General features: G+C 64.8%; 18 protein-coding genes and 4 pseudogenes. 16 read left to right on the top strand and 6 right to left on the bottom strand.

The window, feature by feature from the left end; translation table 11 throughout:
• Nucleotides 1-54: 54 nt before the first annotated feature.
• From ACPFMJ_RS04580 to ACPFMJ_RS04560, 5 genes and pseudogenes are all read left to right on the top strand, one after another.
• Nucleotides 55-1,719 (top strand): hypothetical protein, encoded by a 1,665-nt coding sequence (locus ACPFMJ_RS04580; protein WP_424362677.1) that lies wholly within the window; start codon nucleotides 55-57, stop codon nucleotides 1,717-1,719.
• A 312-nt stretch (nucleotides 1,720-2,031) separates the two neighbouring features.
• A pseudogene (gene uvrB / locus ACPFMJ_RS04575) lies at nucleotides 2,032-4,275 on the top strand (excinuclease ABC subunit UvrB); the annotation flags it as partial.
• A gap of 337 nt (nucleotides 4,276-4,612) precedes the next feature.
• Nucleotides 4,613-5,836: a diguanylate cyclase domain-containing protein gene (locus ACPFMJ_RS04570; RefSeq protein ID WP_424362676.1), complete on the top strand. Its 1,224-nt coding sequence runs from the start codon at nucleotides 4,613-4,615 to the stop codon at nucleotides 5,834-5,836.
• A gap of 150 nt (nucleotides 5,837-5,986) precedes the next feature.
• On the top strand, nucleotides 5,987-6,205 hold the full coding sequence (infA, locus tag ACPFMJ_RS04565) for a translation initiation factor IF-1 (RefSeq protein ID WP_016920926.1): 219 nt from the start codon (nucleotides 5,987-5,989) through the stop codon (nucleotides 6,203-6,205).
• A 24-nt stretch (nucleotides 6,206-6,229) separates the two neighbouring features.
• Nucleotides 6,230-6,868, top strand: a complete 639-nt coding sequence (locus tag ACPFMJ_RS04560; protein ID WP_424362675.1) for a Maf-like protein — start codon at nucleotides 6,230-6,232, stop codon at nucleotides 6,866-6,868.
• Between the two features lie 116 nt (nucleotides 6,869-6,984).
• Here the strand turns inward: ACPFMJ_RS04560 and alr are convergent, their stop codons facing one another.
• Nucleotides 6,985-8,130 (bottom strand): alanine racemase, encoded by a 1,146-nt coding sequence (alr, locus tag ACPFMJ_RS04555; protein ID WP_424362674.1) that lies wholly within the window; start codon nucleotides 8,128-8,130, stop codon nucleotides 6,985-6,987.
• Nucleotides 8,131-8,304: 174 nt separating this feature from the next.
• Here alr and ACPFMJ_RS04550 point away from each other — a divergent pair, with 174 nt between their 5' ends.
• The 8 genes and pseudogenes from ACPFMJ_RS04550 to ACPFMJ_RS04515 form a co-directional block, all read left to right on the top strand.
• A complete protein-coding gene (locus ACPFMJ_RS04550) occupies nucleotides 8,305-9,033 on the top strand; it encodes a trypsin-like peptidase domain-containing protein (protein WP_424362673.1) in 729 nt (242 codons plus the stop codon).
• Nucleotides 9,034-9,095: 62 nt separating this feature from the next.
• A complete protein-coding gene (locus tag ACPFMJ_RS04545; RefSeq protein WP_424362672.1) occupies nucleotides 9,096-10,301 on the top strand; it encodes an MFS transporter in 1,206 nt (401 codons plus the stop codon).
• Nucleotides 10,302-10,456: 155 nt separating this feature from the next.
• Nucleotides 10,457-11,203, top strand: a complete 747-nt coding sequence (locus ACPFMJ_RS04540; RefSeq protein ID WP_424362671.1) for an outer membrane protein — start codon at nucleotides 10,457-10,459, stop codon at nucleotides 11,201-11,203.
• Between the two features lie 185 nt (nucleotides 11,204-11,388).
• Nucleotides 11,389-11,622: pseudogene (locus ACPFMJ_RS04535) on the top strand (succinate dehydrogenase, cytochrome b556 subunit); the annotation flags it as partial.
• A 90-nt stretch (nucleotides 11,623-11,712) separates the two neighbouring features.
• A pseudogene (gene sdhA, locus ACPFMJ_RS04530) lies at nucleotides 11,713-13,418 on the top strand (succinate dehydrogenase flavoprotein subunit); the annotation flags it as partial.
• Between the two features lies 1 nt (nucleotide 13,419).
• Nucleotides 13,420-14,199: a succinate dehydrogenase iron-sulfur subunit gene (locus tag ACPFMJ_RS04525; protein WP_424362670.1), complete on the top strand. Its 780-nt coding sequence runs from the start codon at nucleotides 13,420-13,422 to the stop codon at nucleotides 14,197-14,199.
• A gap of 93 nt (nucleotides 14,200-14,292) precedes the next feature.
• Entirely contained in the window at nucleotides 14,293-14,658 is a 366-nt protein-coding gene (locus ACPFMJ_RS04520) for a hypothetical protein (protein ID WP_424362669.1), read from the top strand.
• Nucleotides 14,659-14,692: 34 nt separating this feature from the next.
• Nucleotides 14,693-15,682, top strand: a pseudogene (locus ACPFMJ_RS04515) (aspartate-semialdehyde dehydrogenase); the annotation flags it as partial.
• A gap of 65 nt (nucleotides 15,683-15,747) precedes the next feature.
• Here ACPFMJ_RS04515 and ACPFMJ_RS04510 read toward each other — a convergent pair.
• A complete protein-coding gene (locus ACPFMJ_RS04510; protein ID WP_424362668.1) occupies nucleotides 15,748-16,089 on the bottom strand; it encodes a hypothetical protein in 342 nt (113 codons plus the stop codon).
• A gap of 113 nt (nucleotides 16,090-16,202) precedes the next feature.
• Between ACPFMJ_RS04510 and ACPFMJ_RS04505 the strand changes: the two genes are divergently transcribed.
• The gene (locus ACPFMJ_RS04505) at nucleotides 16,203-16,805 is read left to right on the top strand and encodes a hypothetical protein (protein ID WP_424362667.1); all 603 of its coding nucleotides are present in this window, start codon (nucleotides 16,203-16,205) and stop codon (nucleotides 16,803-16,805) included.
• A 3-nt stretch (nucleotides 16,806-16,808) separates the two neighbouring features.
• Here the strand turns inward: ACPFMJ_RS04505 and ACPFMJ_RS04500 are convergent, their stop codons facing one another.
• Nucleotides 16,809-17,207: a hypothetical protein gene (locus tag ACPFMJ_RS04500; protein WP_424362666.1), complete on the bottom strand. Its 399-nt coding sequence runs from the start codon at nucleotides 17,205-17,207 to the stop codon at nucleotides 16,809-16,811.
• Between the two features lie 224 nt (nucleotides 17,208-17,431).
• On the opposite strand from ACPFMJ_RS04500, the gene scpB reads away from it, so the two are divergent.
• Nucleotides 17,432-18,238 carry a methylmalonyl-CoA decarboxylase gene (gene scpB / locus ACPFMJ_RS04495; RefSeq protein WP_424362665.1) on the top strand — a complete coding sequence of 269 codons (807 nt, stop codon included), beginning with the start codon at nucleotides 17,432-17,434 and terminating at the stop codon, nucleotides 18,236-18,238.
• A gap of 9 nt (nucleotides 18,239-18,247) precedes the next feature.
• On the opposite strand, the gene ACPFMJ_RS04490 is transcribed toward scpB, so the two are convergent.
• Nucleotides 18,248-19,051: an outer-membrane lipoprotein carrier protein LolA gene (locus ACPFMJ_RS04490; RefSeq protein WP_424362664.1), complete on the bottom strand. Its 804-nt coding sequence runs from the start codon at nucleotides 19,049-19,051 to the stop codon at nucleotides 18,248-18,250.
• Nucleotides 19,052-19,183: 132 nt separating this feature from the next.
• Here ACPFMJ_RS04490 and ACPFMJ_RS04485 point away from each other — a divergent pair, with 132 nt between their 5' ends.
• Nucleotides 19,184-19,975, top strand: a complete 792-nt coding sequence (locus tag ACPFMJ_RS04485; protein WP_424362663.1) for a sulfotransferase — start codon at nucleotides 19,184-19,186, stop codon at nucleotides 19,973-19,975.
• A gap of 174 nt (nucleotides 19,976-20,149) precedes the next feature.
• Here the strand turns inward: ACPFMJ_RS04485 and ACPFMJ_RS04480 are convergent, their stop codons facing one another.
• Together ACPFMJ_RS04480 and ACPFMJ_RS04475 are read right to left on the bottom strand one after the other, a co-directional pair.
• Nucleotides 20,150-22,687, bottom strand: coding sequence for a DNA translocase FtsK (locus ACPFMJ_RS04480; protein WP_424362662.1), 2,538 nt, complete (start codon nucleotides 22,685-22,687; stop codon nucleotides 20,150-20,152).
• A gap of 85 nt (nucleotides 22,688-22,772) precedes the next feature.
• A complete protein-coding gene (locus tag ACPFMJ_RS04475) occupies nucleotides 22,773-23,639 on the bottom strand; it encodes a YihY/virulence factor BrkB family protein (protein WP_424363787.1) in 867 nt (288 codons plus the stop codon).
• Nucleotides 23,640-23,704: the final 65 nt, after the last annotated feature.

Raw genomic sequence — 23,704 nt, 5'->3', positions numbered from 1 at the left:
GGAGGGGCGTGGTAGCTTGGTTTTACTAAACGTATCGCGGCTCGGAGCGTTGAGTTGGTCGAATCGGAAGCGACACCAGGGCGGGAAGAATTCGAATCTCAGATAAAGCAACTTTCTAACGACGCGTTGGTAACTATTGCCGCGCGCGCGGCGTTGCGTGTGTTGCCTCTTACTGTTGGAGCGAGTTCCTCCGAGACTCCAAGCCGGGACGAAACCGAACGATTCCTTCGTTTGTTATCCGCAGCCTTTCGGGCAACCGCTTTAAGCTGGTATGCGGCTCGCTATCGGCGAGGCCATGAGATTGATCGTCTTGCCTTTGAAAGGGCGTCAGAAGCTGCGGGGGCAGCAGCTAGAATTGCGTCAGTTTCTGTGAAGTCTCCGACCGCTCCCTACTTCGGTGCCGCTTGTGCTTCCGCGGCCAATGCATCCTATGCGGTTATTACGAGCGGCTCTCCGGTTTCCAATACCGCTACCGCTGTCGATAGCGCGGCTTACGCAGCATTAGGCGCAAACGAAACAAATGGTTTAGGTCGGGCACTAGCGTACAATGACATTTGGCGGGCAGCACGAGACGATCTCGCGATAATCAAGAAAGGGGACCCTCCGCAGGTGTTAGCGGGTACCCCTCTTTGGACAGGTCTTCCGCCGACCTGGGTGGCATCGTGTTTGAATATGATCAGGTTGAGGCTGGCCAAGTCCGGCGAGTGGGCTCCCTGGTTGCGATGGTATGATCGCAGGATGGAAGGGTTAGAGAATTCGACGGAAATCGAAAGCATCTTTGTTTCTGTCCCAATTGAGGTTTGGAACAAGGGCAACACTGCTGTAAACGCTTGGGTAGCTCAGGCGTTAGAACCATTTGTCCAAGAGCCGATAGCCGACGCACCACTTTTAAGCTCGCTACCCCGGCCTATAGAGGACGCTCCATCGCTGTTCACGTTCGGAGTAAACCACACCGGCCAAATCGATGTAATGGCTGGTCCTCAGAACGAACCTGTAATTGAATATGGTGGAGACGAAGAGACACATCGGCAATGGTTGGAAGTTGCCCGTGAGCAGGCGAAGCGGCTTGTCGCGGATCTGAGTATCGGAAAATTTGCGAATGTACGTCGGGACTACCTAGACGGACTCAGCCAGTATCTCATCGATCTTCCTTCAGAGCCAGGTGAAGGTAACTTCATGCTCGCTGACGCTGAACTCATTACTTTACTGGAACTTTTTGGCGCAGAAGCGAGCGTTCTTCCTGATGCTTTTTCCGCAAGACTTAATCGTGTTCTCGCCGGTCACTTTGCACTGCTCGATTTTTATCCCGTTGCGAGGCGCTATCATGAAGCGGCGCGCAAGGGGCGGTTGAGCCCGCCCTTGCCTCAGGGAGCGTATAACGGATTCGCGGAAGTCGTTAGAAAGAACTCTCCTACGACTTTTGCCCCGCGCGTTACGAAGGGGCTCGCAGAGGCAGCTAGGGAGGCGCCGAAAGTCGAACTTGACGAGGCTGATAGAGCTATTCACGCGGCAATCATTCCCCTGAAATATCCGTATGATTATGATCGAAATGTCGAACGCCGCTTCGGAAAGGCTGGAGCGGCAAATGCGCTTTACAAGGCCGTTCTTGAGCGTGCAAAGGACCCCGAAAAAGCGTTAGCTATGATGACAATCGCGAAGGAGCTTTCACCTCACGCGCAAGAAATAATCGATTGGTTACGCAAGACCATGAGTGGCTGATAATCTAGCCTCATGCCGTTTCAAAAGCCGCGCCGATTCAAAGCGCTCTTTCTACGGGGCGGTAACTCCCCGCTTCCCTCAGCCGCCAGCACCCCCCATATTGCCGCCATGGCGAAGTCCCCCGAAAAGCCCAAGAAAGAGAAAGACCCTGCGCGGCCCACGCGCGCCAAGGCGTCGAAGCCCGAGCTCGCGCCGCTTGCGCCGCATCTGGCGCAATTGCTGAATCCCGCGCTGGCGCCCGGTTTCGAGGATGCGGGGCAGGCGTCCTACGACCCTTCCGATCCGCTCGGCGACGAGGAGGTTCAAAAGTGGGTGCTGGGCGATCTGCCGCCGCAGGGCGGGGGCGTGCAGGCGACGCAGGATTTGCTCGACCAGTTGCTGCGGCTCGGCGATCCGAATCTGCGCGACAAGAAACCGTGGGTTCCGCACCGGCCCGAGCGGCCCGAGAAATCCGAGGGCGGCGTCAACTTCGACCTCGTCTCCGACTACACGCCGAAGGGCGACCAGCCGGCGGCGATCGCGGAGCTGGTGAAGGGCATTCAGGCCAATGAGCGCGACCAGGTGCTGCTCGGCGTCACCGGGTCGGGCAAGACCTTCACCATGGCGAGCGTCATCGCAGGCACCCAGCGCCCGGCGCTGATCCTCGCGCCCAACAAGACGCTGGCGGCGCAGCTTTACGGCGAGTTCAAGAGCTTCTTTCCCAACAACGCGTCGAATATTTCGTCTCCTATTACGACTACTACCAGCCCGAAGCCTATGTGCCGCGCTCCGACACCTACATCGAGAAAGAGTCGAGCGTGAACGAGCAGATCGACCGCATGCGCCACGCCGCGACGCGCGCGCTGCTGGAACGCGACGACGTCATCATCGTCGCATCTGTGTCCTGCATCTACGGCATCGGCTCGGTCGAGACCTACACGGCGATGACCTTCTCCGTGCAGCTCGGCGAGAAGCTGGAGCAGCGGCAGTTGGTGACGGACCTCGTCGCGCTCCATTACCGCCGCGTACAGGCCGATTTCACGCGCGGCACGTTCCGCGTGCGGGGCGACACCGTCGATATTTTCCCGGCGCACTATGAGGACCGCGCCTGGCGCGTTTCCTTTTTCGGCGACGAGGTGGAGTCGATCTCCGAATTCGATCCGCTCACCGGCAAGAAGACGGTCGATCTCGAATTCGTGAAGTCTACGCCAACTCGCATTATGTCACGCCGCGCCCGACGCTGCTGCAATCCATCAAGGCGATCAAGGACGAGCTGAAGCAGCGCCTCGACGAGCTGAACCGTTCGGGCCGCCTGCTCGAAGCGCAACGCCTCGAGCAGCGCACGCGCTTCGATATGGAGATGATGGAGGCGACGGGCTCCTGCGCCGGCATCGAGAACTATTCGCGCTATCTCACCGGCCGCAAGGCCCGGCGAGCCGCCGCCGACGCTTGTTCGAATATCTGCCGGACAATGCGCTCGTCTTCGCGGACGAGAGCCACGTTTCGATGCCGCAGATCGGCGGCATGTTCCGCGGCGACTTCCGCCGCAAGGCGACGCTGGCCGAATACGGCTTCCGTCTCCCGTCATGCATGGACAATCGCCCTTACGCTTCGAGGAATGGGACGCGATGCGGCCGCAGACGGTCAGCGTTTCGGCGACGCCCGGCAATTGGGAGCTGGAGCAGACCGGCGGCGTTTTCGTCGAGCAGGTCATTCGCCCCACCGGCCTCATCGACCCGCCTGTCGAGGTGCGGGAGGCGCGCTCGCAGGTTGACGATCTTCTGGACGAAGTGCGCGCAACCTCGGACATCGGCTATCGCACGCTCATCACCGTGCTGACCAAGCGCATGGCGGAAGACCTGACCGAATATCTGCACGAGAACGGCGTGCGCGTGCGCTACATGCACTCCGACATCGACACGCTGGAGCGCATCGAGATCATCCGCGATCTGCGCCTCGGCGCCTTCGACGCGCTGGTCGGCATCAACCTGCTGCGCGAGGGCCTCGACATTCCCGGAGTGCGGCCTCGTCGCCATTCTCGATGCGGACAAGGAAGGCTTCCTGCGCAGCGAGACCTCGCTCGTCCAGACCATCGGCCGCGCCGCGCGCAATGTCGATGGGCGTGTGATCCTCTACGCCGACCAGATCACCGGCTCCATGAAGCGCGCCATGGACGAAACGGAGCGCCGCCGCGCCAAGCAGATGGCCTATAATCTCGAAAACAACATCACGCCCGCCTCGATCAAGCGCGGCATCGCCGACATTCTCGGCTCCGTCGCCGAGCAGGATCATGTGACGATCGACACGGGCCACGACATCGCGCCCGGCCACAATCTGGCGGCGACAATCGCCGATCTCGAAAAGCGCATGAAAGAGGCGGCCGCCGATCTCGCCTTCGAGGAGGCGGCGCGGCTGCGCGACGAAATCCAGCGCCTGCAGAAGATGGAGCTGCTCGGCGATCTGCCGCCGCTGGAGCGCGCGCAACGGGCGCGAGAGGTCTCGCGTCACAAGGGCCGCGAAACCGAGGGGCGGCTGTCCACCCGCGCGCGAAAGCCGACCGACGCCGATATGGGGCCGCACAATTTTGGCGGCGGCGAAGCGCGCCCTGTGGGCCGCATGCCGCCGGCGCGCCCGGCGGGGCGGTCGAGCGGGGGAAAACCGGGGACGCGGACGGTGAAAGGGAAGCCGAAGTAAGGCGGTTTCGCCTGCATTCTAATGGGCGGCGCGCAGATGAATAAAATTGCGCAAATAATCTTTTGCACTTATACATTTACAAACAAAATCATAGGGTTGATCTTTAATCTCTGTTTACCCGCTTCTGGTGATTTATTTGAGCTTTTGGAAGCCTTGACCTCAAGAGCAAGGCTCGCTGCCGAGCAGGCGCGCGAGCGCGACAGCTTTCGCGCAGGCTCATATGACAGACGGGACCATCACCTTCGAGTCGGTAGAGGCGTATATCCGCGAGCGGCGGAAGGACTCGGCTTTTCCGCCGGCGCTCGAAGCGTGCTTCGTTCGCGACACATGGAAGCGCCGCGCCAAGCTGTTGCGCATCACGACGCTGAAGCTCGCCTTCGTCTACAACATTTTCATGCTGGGAGACTGGTATCTGGCGAATGACGTCGTCGGCCCCGCCATCGCCATGCATCTCCTGCTTGTGACGCCCTGGATCCTGTTCGTCGCCTGGTATGTGGCGCACGCGCCGTCGGCCCATATGCGCGAGCTTGCGGCCGCGTCTGCGCCGGTGGCGATCGTGATGCAGATCCTCGCCACCTTCTGCATCACCCGGTCGCCTTTCGCGGGCTATTATCTCTATTTCGTGCTCATCACCACGATTGGCGCGAATTCGATTCACAGGCTCAATTACAAATACGCCTCCGCAGGCTCTCATCTCATCTTCGCGATGCTTTTGACCGCTATTCTCTTTAAGGCCGATCTCCCTTTCCAGATCGCCGTCATGCATCCCGTCACCTATCTCATTGCGGCGTCGGTGACGCTGAGCTCCAACAAGGTCATCGAGCGCGACCAGCGCCGCTTCTATCTGCAGGCCTTGCGCGACCGGCTCGCGGCCGCGCATGCGTCCGAGGTGGCGAATCTCGACGCGCTCACCAATGTCGGCAACCGACATCTGCTCTTCTCGAGGGCGGAGGAGATCTGGGGGCAAAGGACCGAGCCGACCATCGTCTCCGCGATCCTCTTCGATCTCGATTTTTTCAAGTTCTACAATGACTGTTTCGGGCATTCGGCGGGCGACGCCTGCCTGCGCCGGGTCGCCGAATGCGCGAAATCCGCGTTGCGGACGCCGAAGGACATCCTCGTGCGCTATGGCGGCGAGGAGTTTCTCCTCCTCCTTCCCGAGACCGACTTGCCCGACGCCTTGCGCCTCGCCGAGAAAATCAGGCGCGGCGTCGAGGAGTTGCGAATACCGACCGAGAAACTCGACGGCGCGGGCGTCATGACCGGAAGCTTCGGCGTCGCCGCCAACTTCACCTCCCTGACGAGCCTGGACGCGTTGATCGCCCAGGCCGACACAGCGCTTTACGCGGCAAAGCGCAATGGCAGAAACCAGGTGTGGCCGCCCTTGCCCCGGACGGCGGACGCGGCGAATGTGGAGTCCTTCATGCTGGCCCATGTGGGCTAACGGGCCGCCCCAACTCTCCAGTTCACAAATTCAACTTTCTCGATTAGGGTCCGCGCCGACTCCGCCGCCCAGCCCGGGCGTGCGGCCTTTTTGCTTTTCCGCGCTATCTGTCCGACCGACCCGGCTGGAGGGCGCTGCTCAAGGAACCACATGGCCAAGGAAGAACTGCTCGAATTCCCCGGAATCGTGACCGAACTGTTGCCCAGCGCGATGTTTCGGGTGAAGCTCGAGAACGATCATGAGATCATCGCCCATACCGCCGGCAAGATGCGTAAGAATCGCATTCGCGTGCTCGAAGGCGACAAGGTGTTGGTCGAAATGACGCCCTACGACCTCACCAAGGGCCGCATCACCTATCGTTTCCGGTAATTCCTTTCGGCGGAGCCGCTATTCGTGACAGCCGATCCCGCCGCCCCCAAGACGAAGCTCATCCTGGCTTCCGCATCGCCGCGTCGTCTCGCCCTCCTGCAACAGGCGGGGCTGGAGGCGGATGCGCTGCTGCCCGCCGACATCGACGAAACGCCGCATAAGGGCGAATCGCCCCGCGCGCTGGCGGTTCGCCTCGCGAGCGAGAAGGCCGCGGCCTCGGCGAGGGTTCGCGCGGCGCATGAAGACCTGAAGCATTCCTATCTGATCGCCGCCGACACGGTCGTGGCCGTCGGCCGACGCAGCCTGCCCAAGCCGGAGACGACCGAGGAGGCGGAGGAGTGCCTCCAGCTTCTCTCCGGCCGCCAGCACCGGGTCTATACGGCCGTGAGCCTCATCAATCCGCGCGGCTTCGAGCGCAGGCGCCTCGTCGAGGCGCGGCTGCGCTTCAAGCGCCTGTCGTCCATGGAGGTCGACGCCTATCTCGCCTCCGGCGAGTGGCGGGGCAAGGCCGGCGGCTACGCCATTCAGGGCCTCGCCGGGACGTTCGTGGTGAAGCTCGTCGGCTCTTACTCGGCCGTGGTCGGACTGCCGCTTTACGAAACCGTGTCGCTGCTGGCGGGGGAGGGATATCCCGTTTTGCAGCCCTGGTTCGCAAAGGCGTAACTGCACTCTCCCCGTCCCTCCACCGCAGGAGAGGGGATGCTCACGATCAGCAATGTCGAAGAGGGCGGCAATATGCCCCCTCTCCCGCGAAGCGGGGGAGGGTTGGGGAGGGGGCGTTACCCCACATATCTCCGCGCATAACGGCGGCCAAGCCGCGTCAGCACCTCATACCCGATCGTCCGCGCCCGAAGGGCCAGCTCCTCCACGTCGATCGTCTCGCCCAGCAACTCCACCCATTGCCCGCGTTCGGCGGCGACCTTCGGCGCGTCGGTGACGTCGAGAACGATGTAGTCCATGGAGACTCGGCCGATAAAGGGGCAGCGCACGCCCCCCACGACCGCTTCGCCCGCAGGCTTGCCGGGGGCGGCGGTGGCGGAGACGGGCAGGCCGTCGGCATAGCCCGCGCCGATGGTTGCGACGCGCGACGGGCGGGGCGCTTTCCAGACGCCGTCATAACCGACTGTGTCGCCGGGGCCGAGGTCGCGCGTGGAGACGATCCGGGCCGAGAGCCGCGCCGCTGCGCGCATTGGGTTGGCGACGCCGGGCGTCGGATTCCCGCCGTAAAGCGCGTAGCCAGGCCGCACGAGATCGAAATGGGGCTTTTGCGGCAGGAAGACGCCCGAGGAGTTGGCGATCGAGCCGGCGATTCCGGGGAAATGGGCGCGCACGGCCAGAAAATCGCCGATCTGCCGGGCGTTGACCGGATCGTCGGGCAGTTGTGAACTGAGGAAGTGGCTCATCACGAGCGTCGGCGCAATTCCGTGCGCCCGCGCCGCGACCTCGCCGGCGGCCCGAGGCGGGAAGCCCAGCCGGTGCATGCCTGTGTCGAAATGGAGCGCCGCCGCGAGCTTGCGCCCGAGCGTCGCGCCGGCCGCCGCCCATTCCTCGAGTTCGGCGAAAGAGCCGATGCAGGGGCGCAGATCCGCAGCCGCGAGGCGCGGCGCGCATCCGGGGACGACCCCGTCGAGCACATAGATGGCCGCGTCCGGCGCCAGGGCCCGCGCGGTCTCGCCCTCCAGCAGATTGGCGACGAAGAAGGTCTTGCAGCCCACGCCCGCCAGCGCCCGCATGACGGCGGCCTGTCCGAGCCCGTAGCCGTCAGCCTTGACCACGGCCCCGCACTCGGCGCCGCCGGCGAGGCCCGCGACCTTGCGCCAGTTCGCTGCGATCGCGGACAGATCCACGGTCAAGAGCCCGGTCTCGACCGGCTCGTGAAGATCGGCGGCGGCGAGCAGGCGCTCTGCGGGCGAGATGATTCCCATGGAAGACGAGTGTAATCCCCGAAAGGCGGCGGGGAAATGGCGGGTCGCCGCCTGAGGCGAGCGCTCGAATAATAGGCGCGCCGGAACAAAAGCGCCCCGTTTGCGGTCTACATTCCACGACGTCGCCGAGAACCGCCGTTTTCTGGAAGGGCTCGACGCGGTGAGGGAGTGGTTATGGCGATAGATTCACTGCTCCTGACATGCGCGCGGTTGTGCACCTTTGCGGGCGACAGCCACCTCACCAACGCCAGCAGTTTCTTTTTCGAGCGCGACTCGCGTCTCTTTCTGGTCACGAGCCGTCATGTGATGCGCGACGAAGCCAGCGGGCATCATCCGGATCGGATCGAGGTCGATCTGCATGTCGATCCGGACAATGTTGCGCAATTCGTTCCTTTCTCGATCCCCCTCTACCGCGACGGCGCATCCTTGTGGCGGCAAGGCGTCGACGCGGCGGGCGGCGTCGATGTCGCGGTGATCGAGATCGATCGCGCCGCCTTGCCCCCGTCCTGCGCCTATTGCGCCTTCACCCCGAGCCACATGGTCGACCCGGGTGAGGATATCGACATCGGCGCCTCGGTCCTCATCGTCGGCTTTCCGCTTGGTTTCTACGATACGCTGCATCACATGCCGGTCGCGCGGCAGGCGGCGATCGCCTCCGCATTCGGGCTGCGTTTCCAGGGGCAGGGCTATTTCCTCACCGACGCCCGCACCCATCGCGGCGCCAGCGGCGCCCCTGTCGCGATGCGGGTCGCCGGTTCTGGCGCGGACAAGCTTCCGTGGCGCCTGCTTGGCGTTCATTCTTCCCGTCTCGACGTATCCGCGCGGGATTTGAATCAGGATGAGGCTCTGGGGCTCAATTGCACATGGTACGCGGATATTCTGATGACGCTGACGGAAGCGTGACCAGTCGCCAGAAGAGCGATCCGTGTTACACCCCGCCGCGAAGCAACGGCGCGGGGTTTCCAATGACCGACGACACGACGATCCGCTTTTCGCGCCTACGCCAGATCCATTCGAGCGTCTGGGCGCTCGGGGTCGTCTCGCTGCTGATGGATTTCTCGTCCGAGATGATCCACGCGCTGCTGCCGATCTATCTCGTCTCGTCCATGGGCGCCTCGATGGCGCAAGTCGGGGTGATCGAGGGCGTCGCGGAGGCCACCGCGTCGATTGTGAAGATCTTTTCCGGCGCGGTCTCGGACTGGTTCGGCAACCGCAAGCTGCTCGCCATTCTCGGCTACGGCCTCGCGGCGGCGACGAAGCCCATGTTTCCGCTCGCCCCCAATGTCGGCTGGGTGACGGCCGCGCGCTTCATCGACCGTGTGGGCAAGGGGATTCGCGGCGCACCGCGTGACGCGCTCGTCGCGGACGTCACGCCGCCGGAGCTGCGCGGCGCGGCGTTCGGCCTGCGCCAGTCGCTCGACACGGTCGGCGCCTTTCTCGGCCCGGCGGTGGCGATTCTCGTCATGTGGGCGACGGTGGACGATTTCCGCGCCGTCTTCTGGGTCGCCTGCATACCCGCGATTCTCGCCGTGGCCGTCCTCGCCCTCGGCGTCCGCGAGCCCGAGGAGACGCGTCCCGCGCGGCCGGCCCGTTTTCCGTTGCATTGGGACGAACTCAAGGGCCTCGGCGGCGACTTCTGGCTCGTGGTCGCGGTCTCGACCGCTTTCAGCCTGGCCCGGTTTTCGGAGGCCTTCCTGATTCTCAAGGCGCAGTCCGTCGGCCTGCCGAACGCGCTTGCGCCTCTGGTCCTCGTGGCGATGAATGTCGTCTATGCGGGGGCGTCCTATCCGGCCGGCGTCTTCTCCGATCGCGGCGACCGCATCAAGCCCCTCGTCGCAGGGCTTGTTCTGCTGATCGTCGCCGACGCTGTGCTGGCTTACGCTGAGGCGCAACCGCTGGTCTGGATCGGCGTCGCCCTTTGGGGCCTGCATATGGGCCTCACCCAGGGCCTCTTCGCTGCGCTCGTCGCCGACACCGCTCCAGGCGGCTTGCGGGGCACGGCCTTCGGCGTCTTCAACCTCACGAGCGGTCTCGCCCTGCTTGCGGCGAGTTTCGCCGCCGGGAAATTGTGGGATCTGTACGGACCCGGGGCGACATTCGCGGCCGGCGCCGGCTTCGCGGGCCTCGCGCTCGCCGCGCTCTTGTTATCGGCGCGATTGCTGCGCCGATAGGATGCGCGCCGTTGCGCCGCTGCAACATCGTCGATCTATCGACGGACCGCTTCGCGACGATGTCCGAGTTGCCTTTTTTATGACCACATTGTGAACGCTTCTTGGTCGGGGCGGCGACTCGAAATGCAGAGATGCTCAGAAACAAGGCATATGAAATGAAAAAGATTGGCTTCGGCATTGTAGCGGCGATGCTTGCCTCCGTCCCGGCTTTCGCGGCGGATCTGCCGTCCACCAAGGAGGCCCCGGTCTATGCGCCGCCTCCGCCCGCGTTCAGCTGGACCGGCTTCTATATCGGCGCCAACATCGGCGGCGGCTGGACCCAGGACTTCAACCGCACCGGCTGGGGAACGGCCTTCAACGGAATCGTCTGGGTTCCGACCTACGCGGCTGGCAATGGCGGCGGCTCGTCGGGCGGCGGCGTCGTCGGCGGCGGGCAGGTGGGCTACAACTTCCAGCTCACGCCGATGTTCGTCATCGGTCTCGAGGCCGACTTCCAGGGCACGAGCATCAGCAGCGGCAATGGCGGCTGGTGGGGCGGCGTCGGCCGCGGCGTCGATGATTTCGGCACGGTGCGCGCCCGCGTGGGCCTGACGATGCCGGGCTGGTCGCAGCTCATGGTCTATGGCACGGGCGGTTTCGCCTATGGCGATCTGCGTATGAATTACGGCCCGTTCGGCACGCTGCATGCCGGCGCCATCGGCTGGTCGGCTGGCGGCGGCGTCGAATACGCTGTCCTGCCGAACTGGTCGGTCAAGGCCGAATATCTCTTCACCGACCTTGGCAGCGAGCGCTGGGGCGGCGCCAATCTCGCCGAGCACCACGTGCCCTTCCACACGGTGCGAGCCGGCGTGAACTACCGCCTGAATTGGGGTGCCGCCGCTCCGATTATGGCGCGCTACTGATCCCGTCTGCTGGCAAGCAAAGCAAAAGCCCCGCACTGCGGGGCTTTTGTGCTTGTGCCTCGCCGAAATTTCCCGCGTGGCGCGGTCGCGGCGATGGCCTAGTTGCGGCGCCGCACCATTTGAATTATCCACTCTTTAGGAAGCCTTTTCGGACTCATTCCGAAAAGCGCGCGAGAGGGACACGCATGGCAAACGCCGGAACGGACGAGCGCGCCGCACAGCGCCCGCTGTCGCCGCATCTGACCATTTTCAAGCCTTGGCTCACCATGGCGATGTCGATGGCGCATCGCATTTCCGGCGCCGGGCTCTATGTCGGCATGGCGTTGATGGGGCTCTATCTTCTCGGCGCCGGGTTCGGCGGCTGGCTGCATGCGCTGACCGGCTGGTTGGCCTCGGGCCTTATCGGCGGACTGATCGTCTTCGTCATCTCCTGGGCGATATTCCAGCACATCGTTGGCGGGATTCGACACGCGCTGTGGGCGCGCGCGCCGGGTCGCGCCGTGCGCTGCGAGGCGGGCCTGAACGTCGCCTGCGTGACCAAGGTTTTCCGACGCGCTCGCACACGGTCGCGGCCCAGGGCGGCGTCGCCGCGGCGCTCGGCAACATGGGGCCGGACGACTGGAAATGGCACATGTACGACACCGTCAAGGGGTCGGACTGGCTGGGCGACCAGGACGCGATCGATATATCTGTGCCGCAACGCGCCGCAGGCCGTCTACGAGCTCGAGCATTGGGGCGTGCCCTTCTCGCGCACCGAATGAGGGCAAGATCTATCAGCGCCCCTTCGGCGGCATGACCACGGATTTCGGCAAGGGCCCGCCGGCGCAGCGCACGTGCGCCGCCGCCGACCGCACCGGCCATGCCATGCTGCACACGCTGTATGGGCAGGCGCTGAAGCACGAGACGAAGTTCTTCGTCGAATATTTCGCCATCGACCTCATCATGGACGCCGAGGGCGCCTGCCGCGGCATCGTCGCGCTCAAACTCGACGACGGGACGATCCATCGCTTTCCGCCGCGCTCACCATTCTCGCGACCGGCGGCTATGGCCGCGCCTATCTCTCCGCGACCTCGGCGCACACCTGCACGGGCGACGGCAACGCCATGGTGCTGCGCGCCGGCCTGCCGCTGCAGGACATGGAGTTCGTGCAGTTCCATCCGACCGGCATTTACGGCGCGGGCTGCCTCATCACCGAGGGCGCGCGCGGCGAGGGCGGCTATCTGACGAACAGCGAGGGCGAGCGCTTCATGGAGCGCTACGCGCCGTCCGTGAAGGATCTCGCGCCGCGCGACATGGTCTCGCGCGCGATCACCATCGAAGTCCGCGAGGGCCGCGGCGTCGGCAAGCGCAAGGACCACGCCTTCCTGCATCTCGAGCATCTCGACCCGGCGATCCTGCACGAGCGTCTGCCGGGCATTTCCGAGAGCGCGCAAGATCTTCGCGGGCGTCGACGTCACGCGCCAGCCGATCCCGATCCTGCCGACCGTGCATTACAACATGGGCGGCATCCCGACGAATTATCACGGCGAAGTGCTGACGCAAGAAGAACGGCGATCCGGATTCCGTCGTGCCGGGCCTGATGGCGCTGGGCGAAGCGGCCTGCGTCTCGGTGCATGGCGCGAACCGCCTCGGCTCCAATTCGCTGATCGACCTCGTCGTGTTCGGCCGCGCGGCCGGCCTGCGCGCCGCGGAGCTGGTGAAGCCCGGCCAGTCGCAGCCGGAGCTGCCCGCGGATTCCGCCGAGCTGCCGCTCTCGCGTCTCGACTTCGCGCGCAACGCCAACGGGTCGCTTTCGACGGCGACGCTGCGCGACAAGATGCAGCGCACGATGCAGTCGCATTGCGCGGTCTATCGCACGGGCGAGGTGCTGGCCGAGGGCGTCGCTGGCGTGCATGAAGTCTGGCGGGAAGCGGCCGACGTGAAGGTCTCCGACCGCTCGCTGATCTGGAACTCCGATCTCGTCGAGACGCTGGAGTTCGACAATCTCATCGTGCAGGCGGCGGTGACGATCGAATCCGCCGCCAACCGCAAGGAATCGCGCGGCGCCCATGCGCGCGAGGACTTCCCCGACCGCGACGACAAGAACTGGATGAAGCACACGCTGGCGACGATCGACCGCGACAAGAAGACGGTGTCCATCGATTACCGCCCCGTGCACAGCTACACGATGACGAACGAAGTCGCTTATATCGAGCCGAAGGCGCGGGTGTACTGAGATGGTCGAATTCACCCTTCCCAAGAACTCCGTCATCGGCGAAGGCAAGGTCTGGCCGAAGCCCGAAGGCGCGTCCAATCTGCGCGAATACAAGATCTATCGCTACAATCCCGATAGCGACGCCAATCCGCGCATCGACACTTTCTTCGTCGATACGGACGATTGCGGGCCGATGGTGCTGGACGGCATCATCTGGATCAAGAACAAGGTCGATCCGACGCTGACCTTCCGCCGCTCCTGCCGCGAGGGCATTTGCGGCTCCTGCTCGATGAACATCGACGGCGTGAACACGCTCGCCTGCACCAAGGGCATGGACGAGATCGAGGGGCCGATCAAACTCTACCCGCTGCCGCATATGGGCGTGGTGAAGGACCTCGTGCCCGACCTCACCATCTTCTACGAGCAGCACGCGGCGATCGAGCCCTGGCTGCATGCCGGCGCCAATCCCGAGAAGGAGCGGCTCCAGTCGCCGGAGGACCGCGCCAAGCTCGACGGCCTTTACGAGTGCATCCTCTGCGCCTGCTGCTCGACCGCCTGTCCGAGCTATTGGTGGAACTCCGACCGCTTCCTCGGCCCGGCCGCGCTGCTTCAGGCGCATCGCTGGGTCTCGGATTCGCGCGACGAGGCCAAGGATGAGCGTCTCGGCTATGTCGACGACACCTTCCGCCTCTATCGCTGCCATACGATCATGAACTGCACCAAGGTCTGCCCCAAGGGTCTCTCGCCCGCCAAGGCGATCGCGGAGCTGAAGAACATGGCGATCGCCCGCCAGGAGGGCTGATTTCTAGCGGCGCCTCGGCGTTTAAACCGGGGCGCCTTGATCCCGCCGCCGCGCGGCGCTAGGACGACGCGTTATTTTCTCGGAGACAAAGCCATGCGTCTTTGCGCGCGTCGTTTTCGCGGTTCTCTCCTCGTCGCCGCTCTCGCTTTCGGCGGCGCCGCCGTCGCCCAGGAGCTGCAGCTCGATCCCAAGGCGCTCGACACCGGCGGGGCCCCGTCGGTTCAGGTGAAGCGCGGCAAGGGCAAGAAGGGCGCGGACGCCGCCGCCCAGCAAAGCGCGCCCGGCAAGCCCGCTGCTTCGTCCGGCGTTCCGAACCGCCAGTTCGGCGAACTCGAAGGCTGGTCGCCGGGCAAAGCGCCGCCCAAACCCAAGGACAAGCAGGACGACACGGATTCGTCGTCGAAACCGCCCGTCACCGTCAGCCCGTCCGGCAATATGGGAACGGGCTTCGCCTTCTAGTTGACGCGCCGGGAGCCGCCGGCTGGAGAAAATCATGGCGTATAAGGTCGCGATCGTCGGCGCCACAGGCAATGTGGGCCGCGAAATGCTGGACATTCTGGCCGAGCGCCGATTCCCCGTGTCGGAAGTCGTGCCGCTCGCCTCGTCGCGCTCGATCGGCCTGGAGGTTTCCTTCGGCGAGAAGACGCTGAAGTGCAAGCATCTCGACACGTACGACTTCTCGGACACGGATATCTGTCTGATGTCCGCGGGCGGGTCGGTGTCGAAGGAATGGTCGCCCCGGATCGGCGCGCAGGGCTGTGTCGTCATCGATAACAGCTCGGCCTGGCGCTACGACGCCGAGGTGCCGCTGATCGTGCCGGAAGTGAACGCCGACGCCGTCGCGGGCTTCCGCAAGAAGAACATCATCGCCAATCCGAACTGCTCCACCGCGCAGCTCGTCGTGGCGCTGAAGCCGCTGCACGACAAGGCGAAGATCAAGCGCGTCGTCGTCTCGACCTATCAGTCGGTCTCGGGCGCCGGCAAGGACGCCATGGACGAGCTTTCGCGCAGACGCGCTCCGTCTTTGTTTCCGATCCGGTCGAAGCCAAGAAATTCCCCAAGCGCATCGCCTTCAACCTCATTCCGCAGATCGACGTCTTCATGGAAGACGGCTTCACCAAGGAAGAGTGGAAGATGGTCGCGGAGACGAAGAAGATCCTCGACCCGAAGATCAAGCTCGTCGCCACCTGCGTGCGCGTGCCGGTCTTCATCTCGCACTCCGAAGCGGTGAACATCGAGTTCGAGAACCCGATCAGCGCCGACGAGGCGCGCGACATTCTGCGCGAGGCCCCCGGCGTGCTCGTGATCGACAAGCGCGAGCCGGGCGGCTACATCACGCCGCATGAGGCGGCGGGCGAGGACGCGACCTATATTTCGCGCATCCGCGAAGACCCGACGGTCGACAATGGCCTCGTGCTCTGGTGCGTCAGCGACAATCTCCGCAAGGGCGCGGCGCTCAACGCCGTGCAGATCGCGGAAGTGCTGATGAACCGCAAGCTTCTGACCCCGAAGAAGGCCGCGGCTTAAGGCAGACCAGCGGCGGCGCGCTCAGGTGGAGCGCGACCGCCGGCTTTGCGCCATCTCCTCCATCAACGCCGAGACGGTGTCGAGCAATCGGATGGCGCCAGGCAATCGCGCATGCGCCTCGCGCTGGCGCTCGTCTTGCGGTTCGAGCGCGCGCCACCAGTGGATGAACTTGCCGATCAAGTTGCGGCCGGGAAGGGTCGCCAATGACGCGCCCGGAAAGGCCTCCAAGTCGAAGGCCGTCTCGACGCCGCGCAGGCAGGTCTCGATGTAGCGGGCATCGTCGCCGCTCAGGAGAAAGGGTCGCTCCGGCGCCCGGCGCACCATGCGGACTTCGCTGAGCTCCGGGATGTAGTCGGTTTTCAATGCGCGACGCTCCGCATATCAATCTAGCGCCTCGTTCAATTCCCATGCCGCGGGCGTTCGCATGGCTCGCTCATTGCATTCTCCCAGGCCAGGCGGGGAGGGACAAGCAAGCCATGAATGCGGGCGTTGAGACAGCGCGGGATGCGAGAGGCCCTGTCCCCGAGGCCCTTAGAAGATTCATCTGGGACATTCAATCCGTGGTGGAGCTTGCGGAAAGCGAGCGGGAGATCCTCATGATCGGCCGCGATCTCATGGCGCGGCTGATCGCGAGCCCGAATTTCCTGCCCGCGGCGTTCTCCGAGCCGATCTCCGGCGGGGGACAGTATCAAATTTACATCGACGCCATGGAGCGCTTCTGCGTCGTCGGCACGGTGCTCGCGGGCGGCGCCGCGCTCGCGGTTTCACACTCAGGATGGGAAATTATGGGCGTGTCTGCTGGCGTGGCGGGCCACGGCCCTGCCGGCGATCCGGGCGCCCGAAAGTCGCTGGAGAAAGGCGCGGTTGCGACTCTCAGATCGGGCGCCGCCGACGTCGCCCTGACCAATCCTTCCAGCGATGAATTGGCGATCGTCCTTCACGTCTATGGCGGCGAGGTCGGCAAACTGACACGCCGCCTAGTTCCCGGAGAGCCAGATGCGCAGGCGCTCGGCTACGCCAATGGCGCAAACGCCCCGCCCTACGACATCTTCTCGATACAGGCCGGCATTCGCGATTGACCGCTAGCGGACGTCCATCACGATGCTTTCGAGCCGCGGCCCGTCGGGGCCCATGTCGCGGATGGAGGAGTGCAGGCGACAGCGGCCAGTATTGATCACGCTGGTCCCCGCCGCCATCGGCACGACATTGGCGCAGACGACGCGGCCGAACAGGATTTGCCGGCTGGCCGGGTCGAAACGAAGCCTGGCGAGCGGGAATTTGGGGTAGGTCGTCCAGTCGCCGCTCGTATAGCCGTTCATGTCCATTTCCTCGATCCAGGCGCCGCCGTTATTGTCGTAACCGAACATCAGCCAGGTCGCGCCCCCGCCCATCTCGATCGGACGGGTCGCCACCGGAACGACGCCGGCTTCTGCCGCATGCGAGGCCAGAACGAGCGCGAGAGAGATCGCCAGCTTCTTCATCTTTTGTCTCCAGGAGACTTGGCCCGCAGGCCGAAGCGATTAATCGAAATCAAGCGATCGCGAATCTAACACAGCGGCGCCAAAAACGATGTCTGTGTCGAGCGCCCGGGCTCGATGCGCGCAGAGGAGCGTTGACGCCGCATTAACGCTCTGCCGCAACCTTGCTATCGCGGCGCTTCGGACGGGCTATCGTTCGGCCGCCAAAGAATCTGGAGCGCGCCGCGATGACCGATAGCAGCGAGATGGAAAAGCCCGGCCTGATCTCCGTCTCCGTCGACGAATATATCGGCGTCATCGCCTTGCGAAATCCCGCGAAGCGCAACGCGCTCAGCCGGGACTTGATGGGCGCCTTGACCGACGCCTTCGCGCGCTTCGCCGCGCAAAAGATCCGCGTTGTGGTCCTGCGCGCCGCGCCGGACATGAAAGTCTGGTCGGCTGGGCACGACATTGGCGAGTTGCCGCAAGCCGGCCGCGACCCCTTGAGTTACGCCGACCCGCTCGAGGAAACGCTCCGCGCGATCCGCAGCTTTCCCGGTCCGGTGGTCGCCATGGTGCATGGTTCCGTCTGGGGCGGAGCGTTCGATCTCGTTCTGAGCTGCGACCTCGTGATCGCCGACGAGACGGCGACCTTCGCGATCACGCCGGTCAATCTGGGGCTGCCCTACAACACGACCGGCCTTCTGCATTTTACTGGCAGGCTGCGCGCGAACGTCATCAAGGAGCTTTTCTTCACCGCCGCATCCGCCAACGCGGACACCGCGCTGGAATGGGGGATCATCAACCATCTCGTGCCGGCAGCGGAGCTCGAGGCGCACACGATGGCGCTGGCCCGGAAGATGGCGGCGAAAGCGCCACTCGCCATGGCGGCGATCAAGGAGCAGCTTCACATTTTGAGCGACTACCAGCCGATCGCCGCGCAAGTCTTCGAGCGCGTTCAGGAGACGCGCCGGCGCGCCTATGAGAGCGCCGACTACAGGGAGGGCGTCGCGGCCTTTCTCGAAAAGCGCGCGCCAGTCTTCAAGGGCGAGTGAGCGGCGGCCTTATTTGTTGATTTTGAACAAGGCGGGGTCCGGCGTCTTCGTCTGGTCGATGTTGAACAGCGTGATCAGCGTCTCGTAGCCCTGCGGGTCCTTCACCTGCCACTGCTTCAGCTTGAAGGTCTTCGGATCGAAGATCAGCCGCAGATGCGAGGTGCCGCCGAAGGTCGCCTTGTCCTCGATGAAGATCGTCACGCCGGAATCGTCGATCTGGACGTCCTGGACGGTCACGTCCTTTTCGAGGTCGATCTTTTCCTTCATCAGGAATTTGAGCGGCGTCTGATTGATAAAATAAAGGTCCTGCGTGCCGAGCTTGCGGTCGCGGATCGCGACCTGCGCGCCGTCGGCGACGACCTCCATGGTCGCGGGCTGCGCGTATTCGAAGCGCACGCGGCCGGCGCGCTGGACGTGCAGCTTGCCCTCGGAGCGCTTGCCGTCATTTCCGATCTGCACGAAGTCGGCCGTCATCACCGGCGAGGCGTTGAAGAAGGCGTTGGCGCGCTTGATCGCCTCTTCGCGGTTGAGGGGCTTGGGCTGCTCGGCGGGGGCGGCCGGGTTGGTGAGCTGGACGGGATCGCCATTCTTGGCGGCGGGGGCGGGTTTCGCGCCCTTCTTGCCCTTGGCGGGCTTCGCATCCGCCGGCTTCGCATCCGCCGGCTTGGCGTCGGCCGGCTTGGCGTCGGCTGGCGCCGGCGCGGCCGGTTTGGCTTCCGCGGCCGGGGCGGGCTCCTTCTTCGCCTCCTCGGCGATGGCCGGCGCGACGAGCGCGAATGCGAGGGCGAGGGCGGCGAGGGGCGTGTGTTTCACGGCGCTAATCCGATTCGAAGGGCTCTGCGCCGTCTTCGTAACACAAGTTGGCGAATTGGGGGCGTGGATCCCCTCGACTTGCGCGCCGGGGGCCTGCCATAGTGCCGTAAATTCAGCCGCGGGCGAGATTGCATGACCAGATATTTCGACGGGCCGCCGATCGTCGTCGGCGGGGTGGGCGGCAGCGGCACGCGGGTCGTCGCCGCCATTCTGCGTGAGGCGGGCATTTTCATCGGCGCCGAGCGGAACGACGCCAACGACAATATGCTCATGGCGCGCAACCTGCCGCTGATCCGGGACGCCGCCATGGCCGTGGGGCCGCGTCCGGCGCCGTCCGGCGACGACTTCCCCTTTGATTTCGGCGTCGAGGTCGACGAGATGGTTGCTTCGATGCTCGAAGGATTCGAGCGGGAGATGCACGCCGCCTATCTCGCGCAGGACGCGCTGCGCGCCGGCTGGGGCTGGAAGAACCCCAACAACCTCCACATCCTCGCGCCGCTCGCCAGGCGCTTCGGCGCCTTTCACTACGTGCAGGTCGTCCGCCATGGCCTGGACATGGCCTTCAGCTCCAACCAGAACCAGTTGCGGCTCTGGGGCTGGCGCTATCTCATCGATCAGGAAAAGCTCGGCCCGGCGGAAGCGTCCTTCCGCTTCTGGGTCCGCGCCAACCGGCAGGGCGTGCGCGACGCGAAGCGGCTGGGGCTGAAGCTGACCGTGCTGAATTTCGACCGGCTCTGCACGGACCCGAAGGGCGTGATCGACGCGCTGGCGAAGGAGATCGGCTTTCAGGCGCCGCCGAGCCCGGCGATGTACGCTTTGGTGGAGCGGCCGGAGAGCATCGGGCGGTTTCGGCGGGAAGATGTGAGCTTTGTGACCGAAGAGGATCGGGCGGCGCTGCGGGAGTTCGGATTCGAGGAGCCGTGAGCCGCTGATGAAGTGTTGACGCCCCTCGCGCTTCGAGACGCCTGCTTTGCAGGCTCCTCAGCATGAGGGGCTCCTTCATCGGCGGACACTTAGGCCTCATGCTGAGGAGCGAGCGAAGCTCGCATCTCGAAGCACGAGGCCGCCTCGGTGTTTCGCCAACAAAATGAGGCCGACTTACTCCGCCGCCTCGATATCGAACGCTCCGCGATCGATCCCGCCGCCAACCAGAATTTCCCGCTTGCCCGCATGGTTCGGGGCGCTGACAACGCCTTCCTTCTCCATGCGCTCCACGAGCGAGGCGGCCTTGTTGTAGCCGACGGACAGGCGGCGCTGGATGTAGCTCGTCGAGCATTTCTTGTCGCGCAGGACGATGGCGACGGCGCGGTCGTAGAGGTCGCCGCCTTCCTCCGCGTCCATTGAGCCGGGCGCCGGGGCGTCGCCCTCGTCGCCCATCTCGTCGTCTTCCGAGGTGATGCTTTCGAGATATTGCGGCGCGCCCTGGGCTTTCAGATGCGCGACGACATGCTCGACTTCGGCGTCCGAGACGAACGGCCCGTGCACGCGCGAGATGCGGCCGCCGCCGGCCATGTAGAGCATGTCGCCCTGGCCGAGGAGCTGCTCGGCGCCCATCTCGCCGAGAATGGTGCGGCTGTCGATCTTCGACGTCACCTGGAAGGAGATGCGGGTCGGGAAGTTCGCCTTGATCGTGCCGGTGATGACGTCGACCGAGGGACGCTGCGTCGCCATAATGAGGTGGATGCCGGCCGCGCGGGCCATCTGCGCAAGGCGCTGGATCGCGCCTTCAATGTCCTTTCCGGCGACGAGCATGAGGTCCGCCATCTCGTCGACGATGACGACGATATAAGGCAGGGCGGAGAGATCCATCTCCTCATGCTCGAAGATCGCTTCGCCGGTCTCGCGGTCGAAGCCGGTCTGCACGGTGCGGGTGATGGTCTCGCCCTTGGCCTGCGCTTCCGCGACGCGCGCGTTATAGCCGTCGATATTGCGGACGCCGACCTTCGACATCTTCTTGTAGCGGTCCTCCATCTCGCGCACGGCCCATTTGAGCGCGACCACCGCCTTTTTGGGGTCGGTGACGACGGGCGTGAGGAGGTGGGGGATGTTGTCGTAGACGGACAGCTCCAGCATCTTCGGATCGACCATGATCAGGCGGCACTCTTCGGGTTTCAGCCGGTAGAGCAGCGACAGGATCATGGTGTTGATCGCGACCGACTTGCCCGAGCCGGTGGTGCCCGCGACGAGCAGATGCGGCATGCGGGCGAGGTCGACGATCACCGGTTCGCCGCCGATCGTCTTGCCGAGCGCGATGGCGAGCTTGTGGTTCGAGTGGATGAAGTCTTCGCTCGCGACGAGTTCGCGGAGGTAAACCGTCTCGCGGCGCTGGTTCGGGAGCTCGATGCCGATGGCGTTGCGGCCGGGAACGACGGCGACGCGCGCCGAGACCGCCGACATGGAGCGGGCGATGTCGTCGGCGAGGCCGATCACGCGCGAGGACTTGATGCCCGGCGCGGGCTCCAGCTCGTAGAGCGTGACGACCGGGCCGGGGCGGACATTGATGATCTCGCCGCGCACCGAGAAGTCTTCCAGCACGCCTTCGAGAACCCGGGCGTTGGATTCGAGAATGTCCTCGGAAATCTCGACGCCGCGCGCGGGCTTCTTCGGCTCCGCGAGCAATTCGAGTTCGGGATATTCGTAGGTGTCGGGCGAAACCGGCGCCGGTTGGCGCATGGGCTGGCGGGTGACGCGGCGCGCAGGGGCCGGAGCCGCGCTCGCCGGAGCGGCGGCGCGGGCCGGGGGAACGGCGGCGGCCGGCATCGCGTCCTCGTAATCCTGGTCGAGATTGCGGGCGCGGCGGGGCGCGTAGGTCATGTAGCTGTCCTCGCCGTCGAAAATCGGTTCGCGGCGCGGATGGGCGGGCGCGGCCTCTTCAGCGGCGGGGAGGGCGGCGCGGCGCTTCAGGCGGTCGACCAGGCGAAGAACGCCGCCTTTCAGCGTCAGCCAAAGATGGATCAGCGCGCCGAGCAAGATCAGCGCGAAGCCGGGCTCGCCAGCGCGGTCGTCGTCGTCTTCGGCGGCGTAGGGCGCGCGCAAATCCTCTTCGTCTTCCTCGAAGGCCGCGTCGCGGATGTCGTTGGGGGATTCGAAGCCGAGTCCGGCGGCGCCGCTCACCGAGAGGATGGCGACGAAGGCCGCCGCGAGGCCGAAGATCGCCATGATGACGCCGGAGCCGGCGAAGATGGTGCGCGGCACGGCGAGGATCGCGTCGCCCGCGACGCCGCCGAGGCCCGTCGGCAGCGGCCAGCGGTCGGTGGCCGGCAGCAGCGAGGCGGTCGCGGCGGTCGCGAAAATGCCGGCGACCCAGAGGCCGAGGCGCAGCGTCGCGCGCTCGATGCGCCGGCGCTTGACCATGCGCATGCCCTGTATGGCGAGCGGCACGATGGCGGCGATGGCGCCGAAGCCCACGAGCTGCATCAGGAGATCGGCGACGACCGCGCCGGGATGGCCCAGAATGTTGCGGACATGGCCGCCGGTCGCATGGTTGAGCGACGGGTCGTGCGCCGACCAGCTCACCAGCGCCAGCGTCATGGCTCCGGCGCTCGCAACCATCGTCGCGCCGGCGGCCTCGGCGAATCGGCGGGCCGAGAATTCGCGGACCTGTTCGGAATAGTGACCAAATCGATGGCTGCGCATGAGAGGATAAAGCCCGCGTGGCGCGGCGACGCCGATAGGGCGCGCCGACTCTTGGGCAGGGTAAAAAAGCTCGGTTAAGGCGCGCTTAACCCTGGCTTGGCGGCAGCGCGTCCGGCGAAGGGCCCGGCCTGACGATGGCCTGATTCAGCTCGGCGCCGAAAATGAAGATCACAGCCAGAGTCTGCAGGAAAACGATGGCGATCATGATCGAGGCGAGGCCCGCATAGGTCGAGACATAACTCGCAGCAAAACGCGCGAGATAAGCGCCGAATCCCGCGCCGAAGGCAAGCGAGGCGACGAGGGTGAGAATGAAACCGGGCGCGAGGTTGAGCAAAGGCGGCCGCCCCGCGGGCAGCAGGACATGCGCCGCGAGCACGGCGACGCCGACGGTGGCGGAGGTCACGCCGTAGCGGATGGGCGCGTAAAGCGAGGCGAGCTGCGGCTCGATCTGGCGCATGAAGCCCGGCAGGAATTTTTCGGCGAGCGCGATTGCGAGCGGCGCCAGCACCATCAGAAAGGCGATGGCGAGAAGCGAGGCCGCGCCGAGGAAAATATAGAGAATCGACTCCAGCCTCAGCAGCCACCACGCCCGCGTGTCACGGATATCGTAGGCGCGGTTGAGCGCGACGCGCAGCGCCTCGACGCCGCTCGACGAGAAATAGATGGAAAGCACGGCGCCAACCGTGAGCAGCCCCCCGCGCGGCTGGGACACGACGTTGCGGATTTCCGCCGCGATCGGCTTCGCGACAGTGGGCGGCCAGTTCTCGAAGATCAGCTTGATCGCGGCGTCCGCCTCCTCCTGGATGCCGAAGAAGGAGGCGAGCGCCGTCAGGAAAATCAGAAATGGAAACAGCGAGGTGAGAATGGAGAGCGCAATATGGCTGGCGATGGCCCAGCCGTCGTCGCGGTTGAACTTGAGATAGGCGTCGTAAAGGATGCGGAAGAAAGGCATGGCGGTCGAGAGTAGCGAGGGTCGGCGGGCGGCGCCACCTCGGGACGCCAAGTGAGGCGTCCTCA

It is taken from the genome of Methylocystis parvus (assembly GCF_049675845.1).
Taxonomy (GTDB): domain Bacteria; phylum Pseudomonadota; class Alphaproteobacteria; order Rhizobiales; family Beijerinckiaceae; genus Methylocystis; species Methylocystis parvus_A.
Note: the sequence above shows the minus strand (reverse complement) of the source record. Positions and strands in the feature narration are given on the sequence as shown.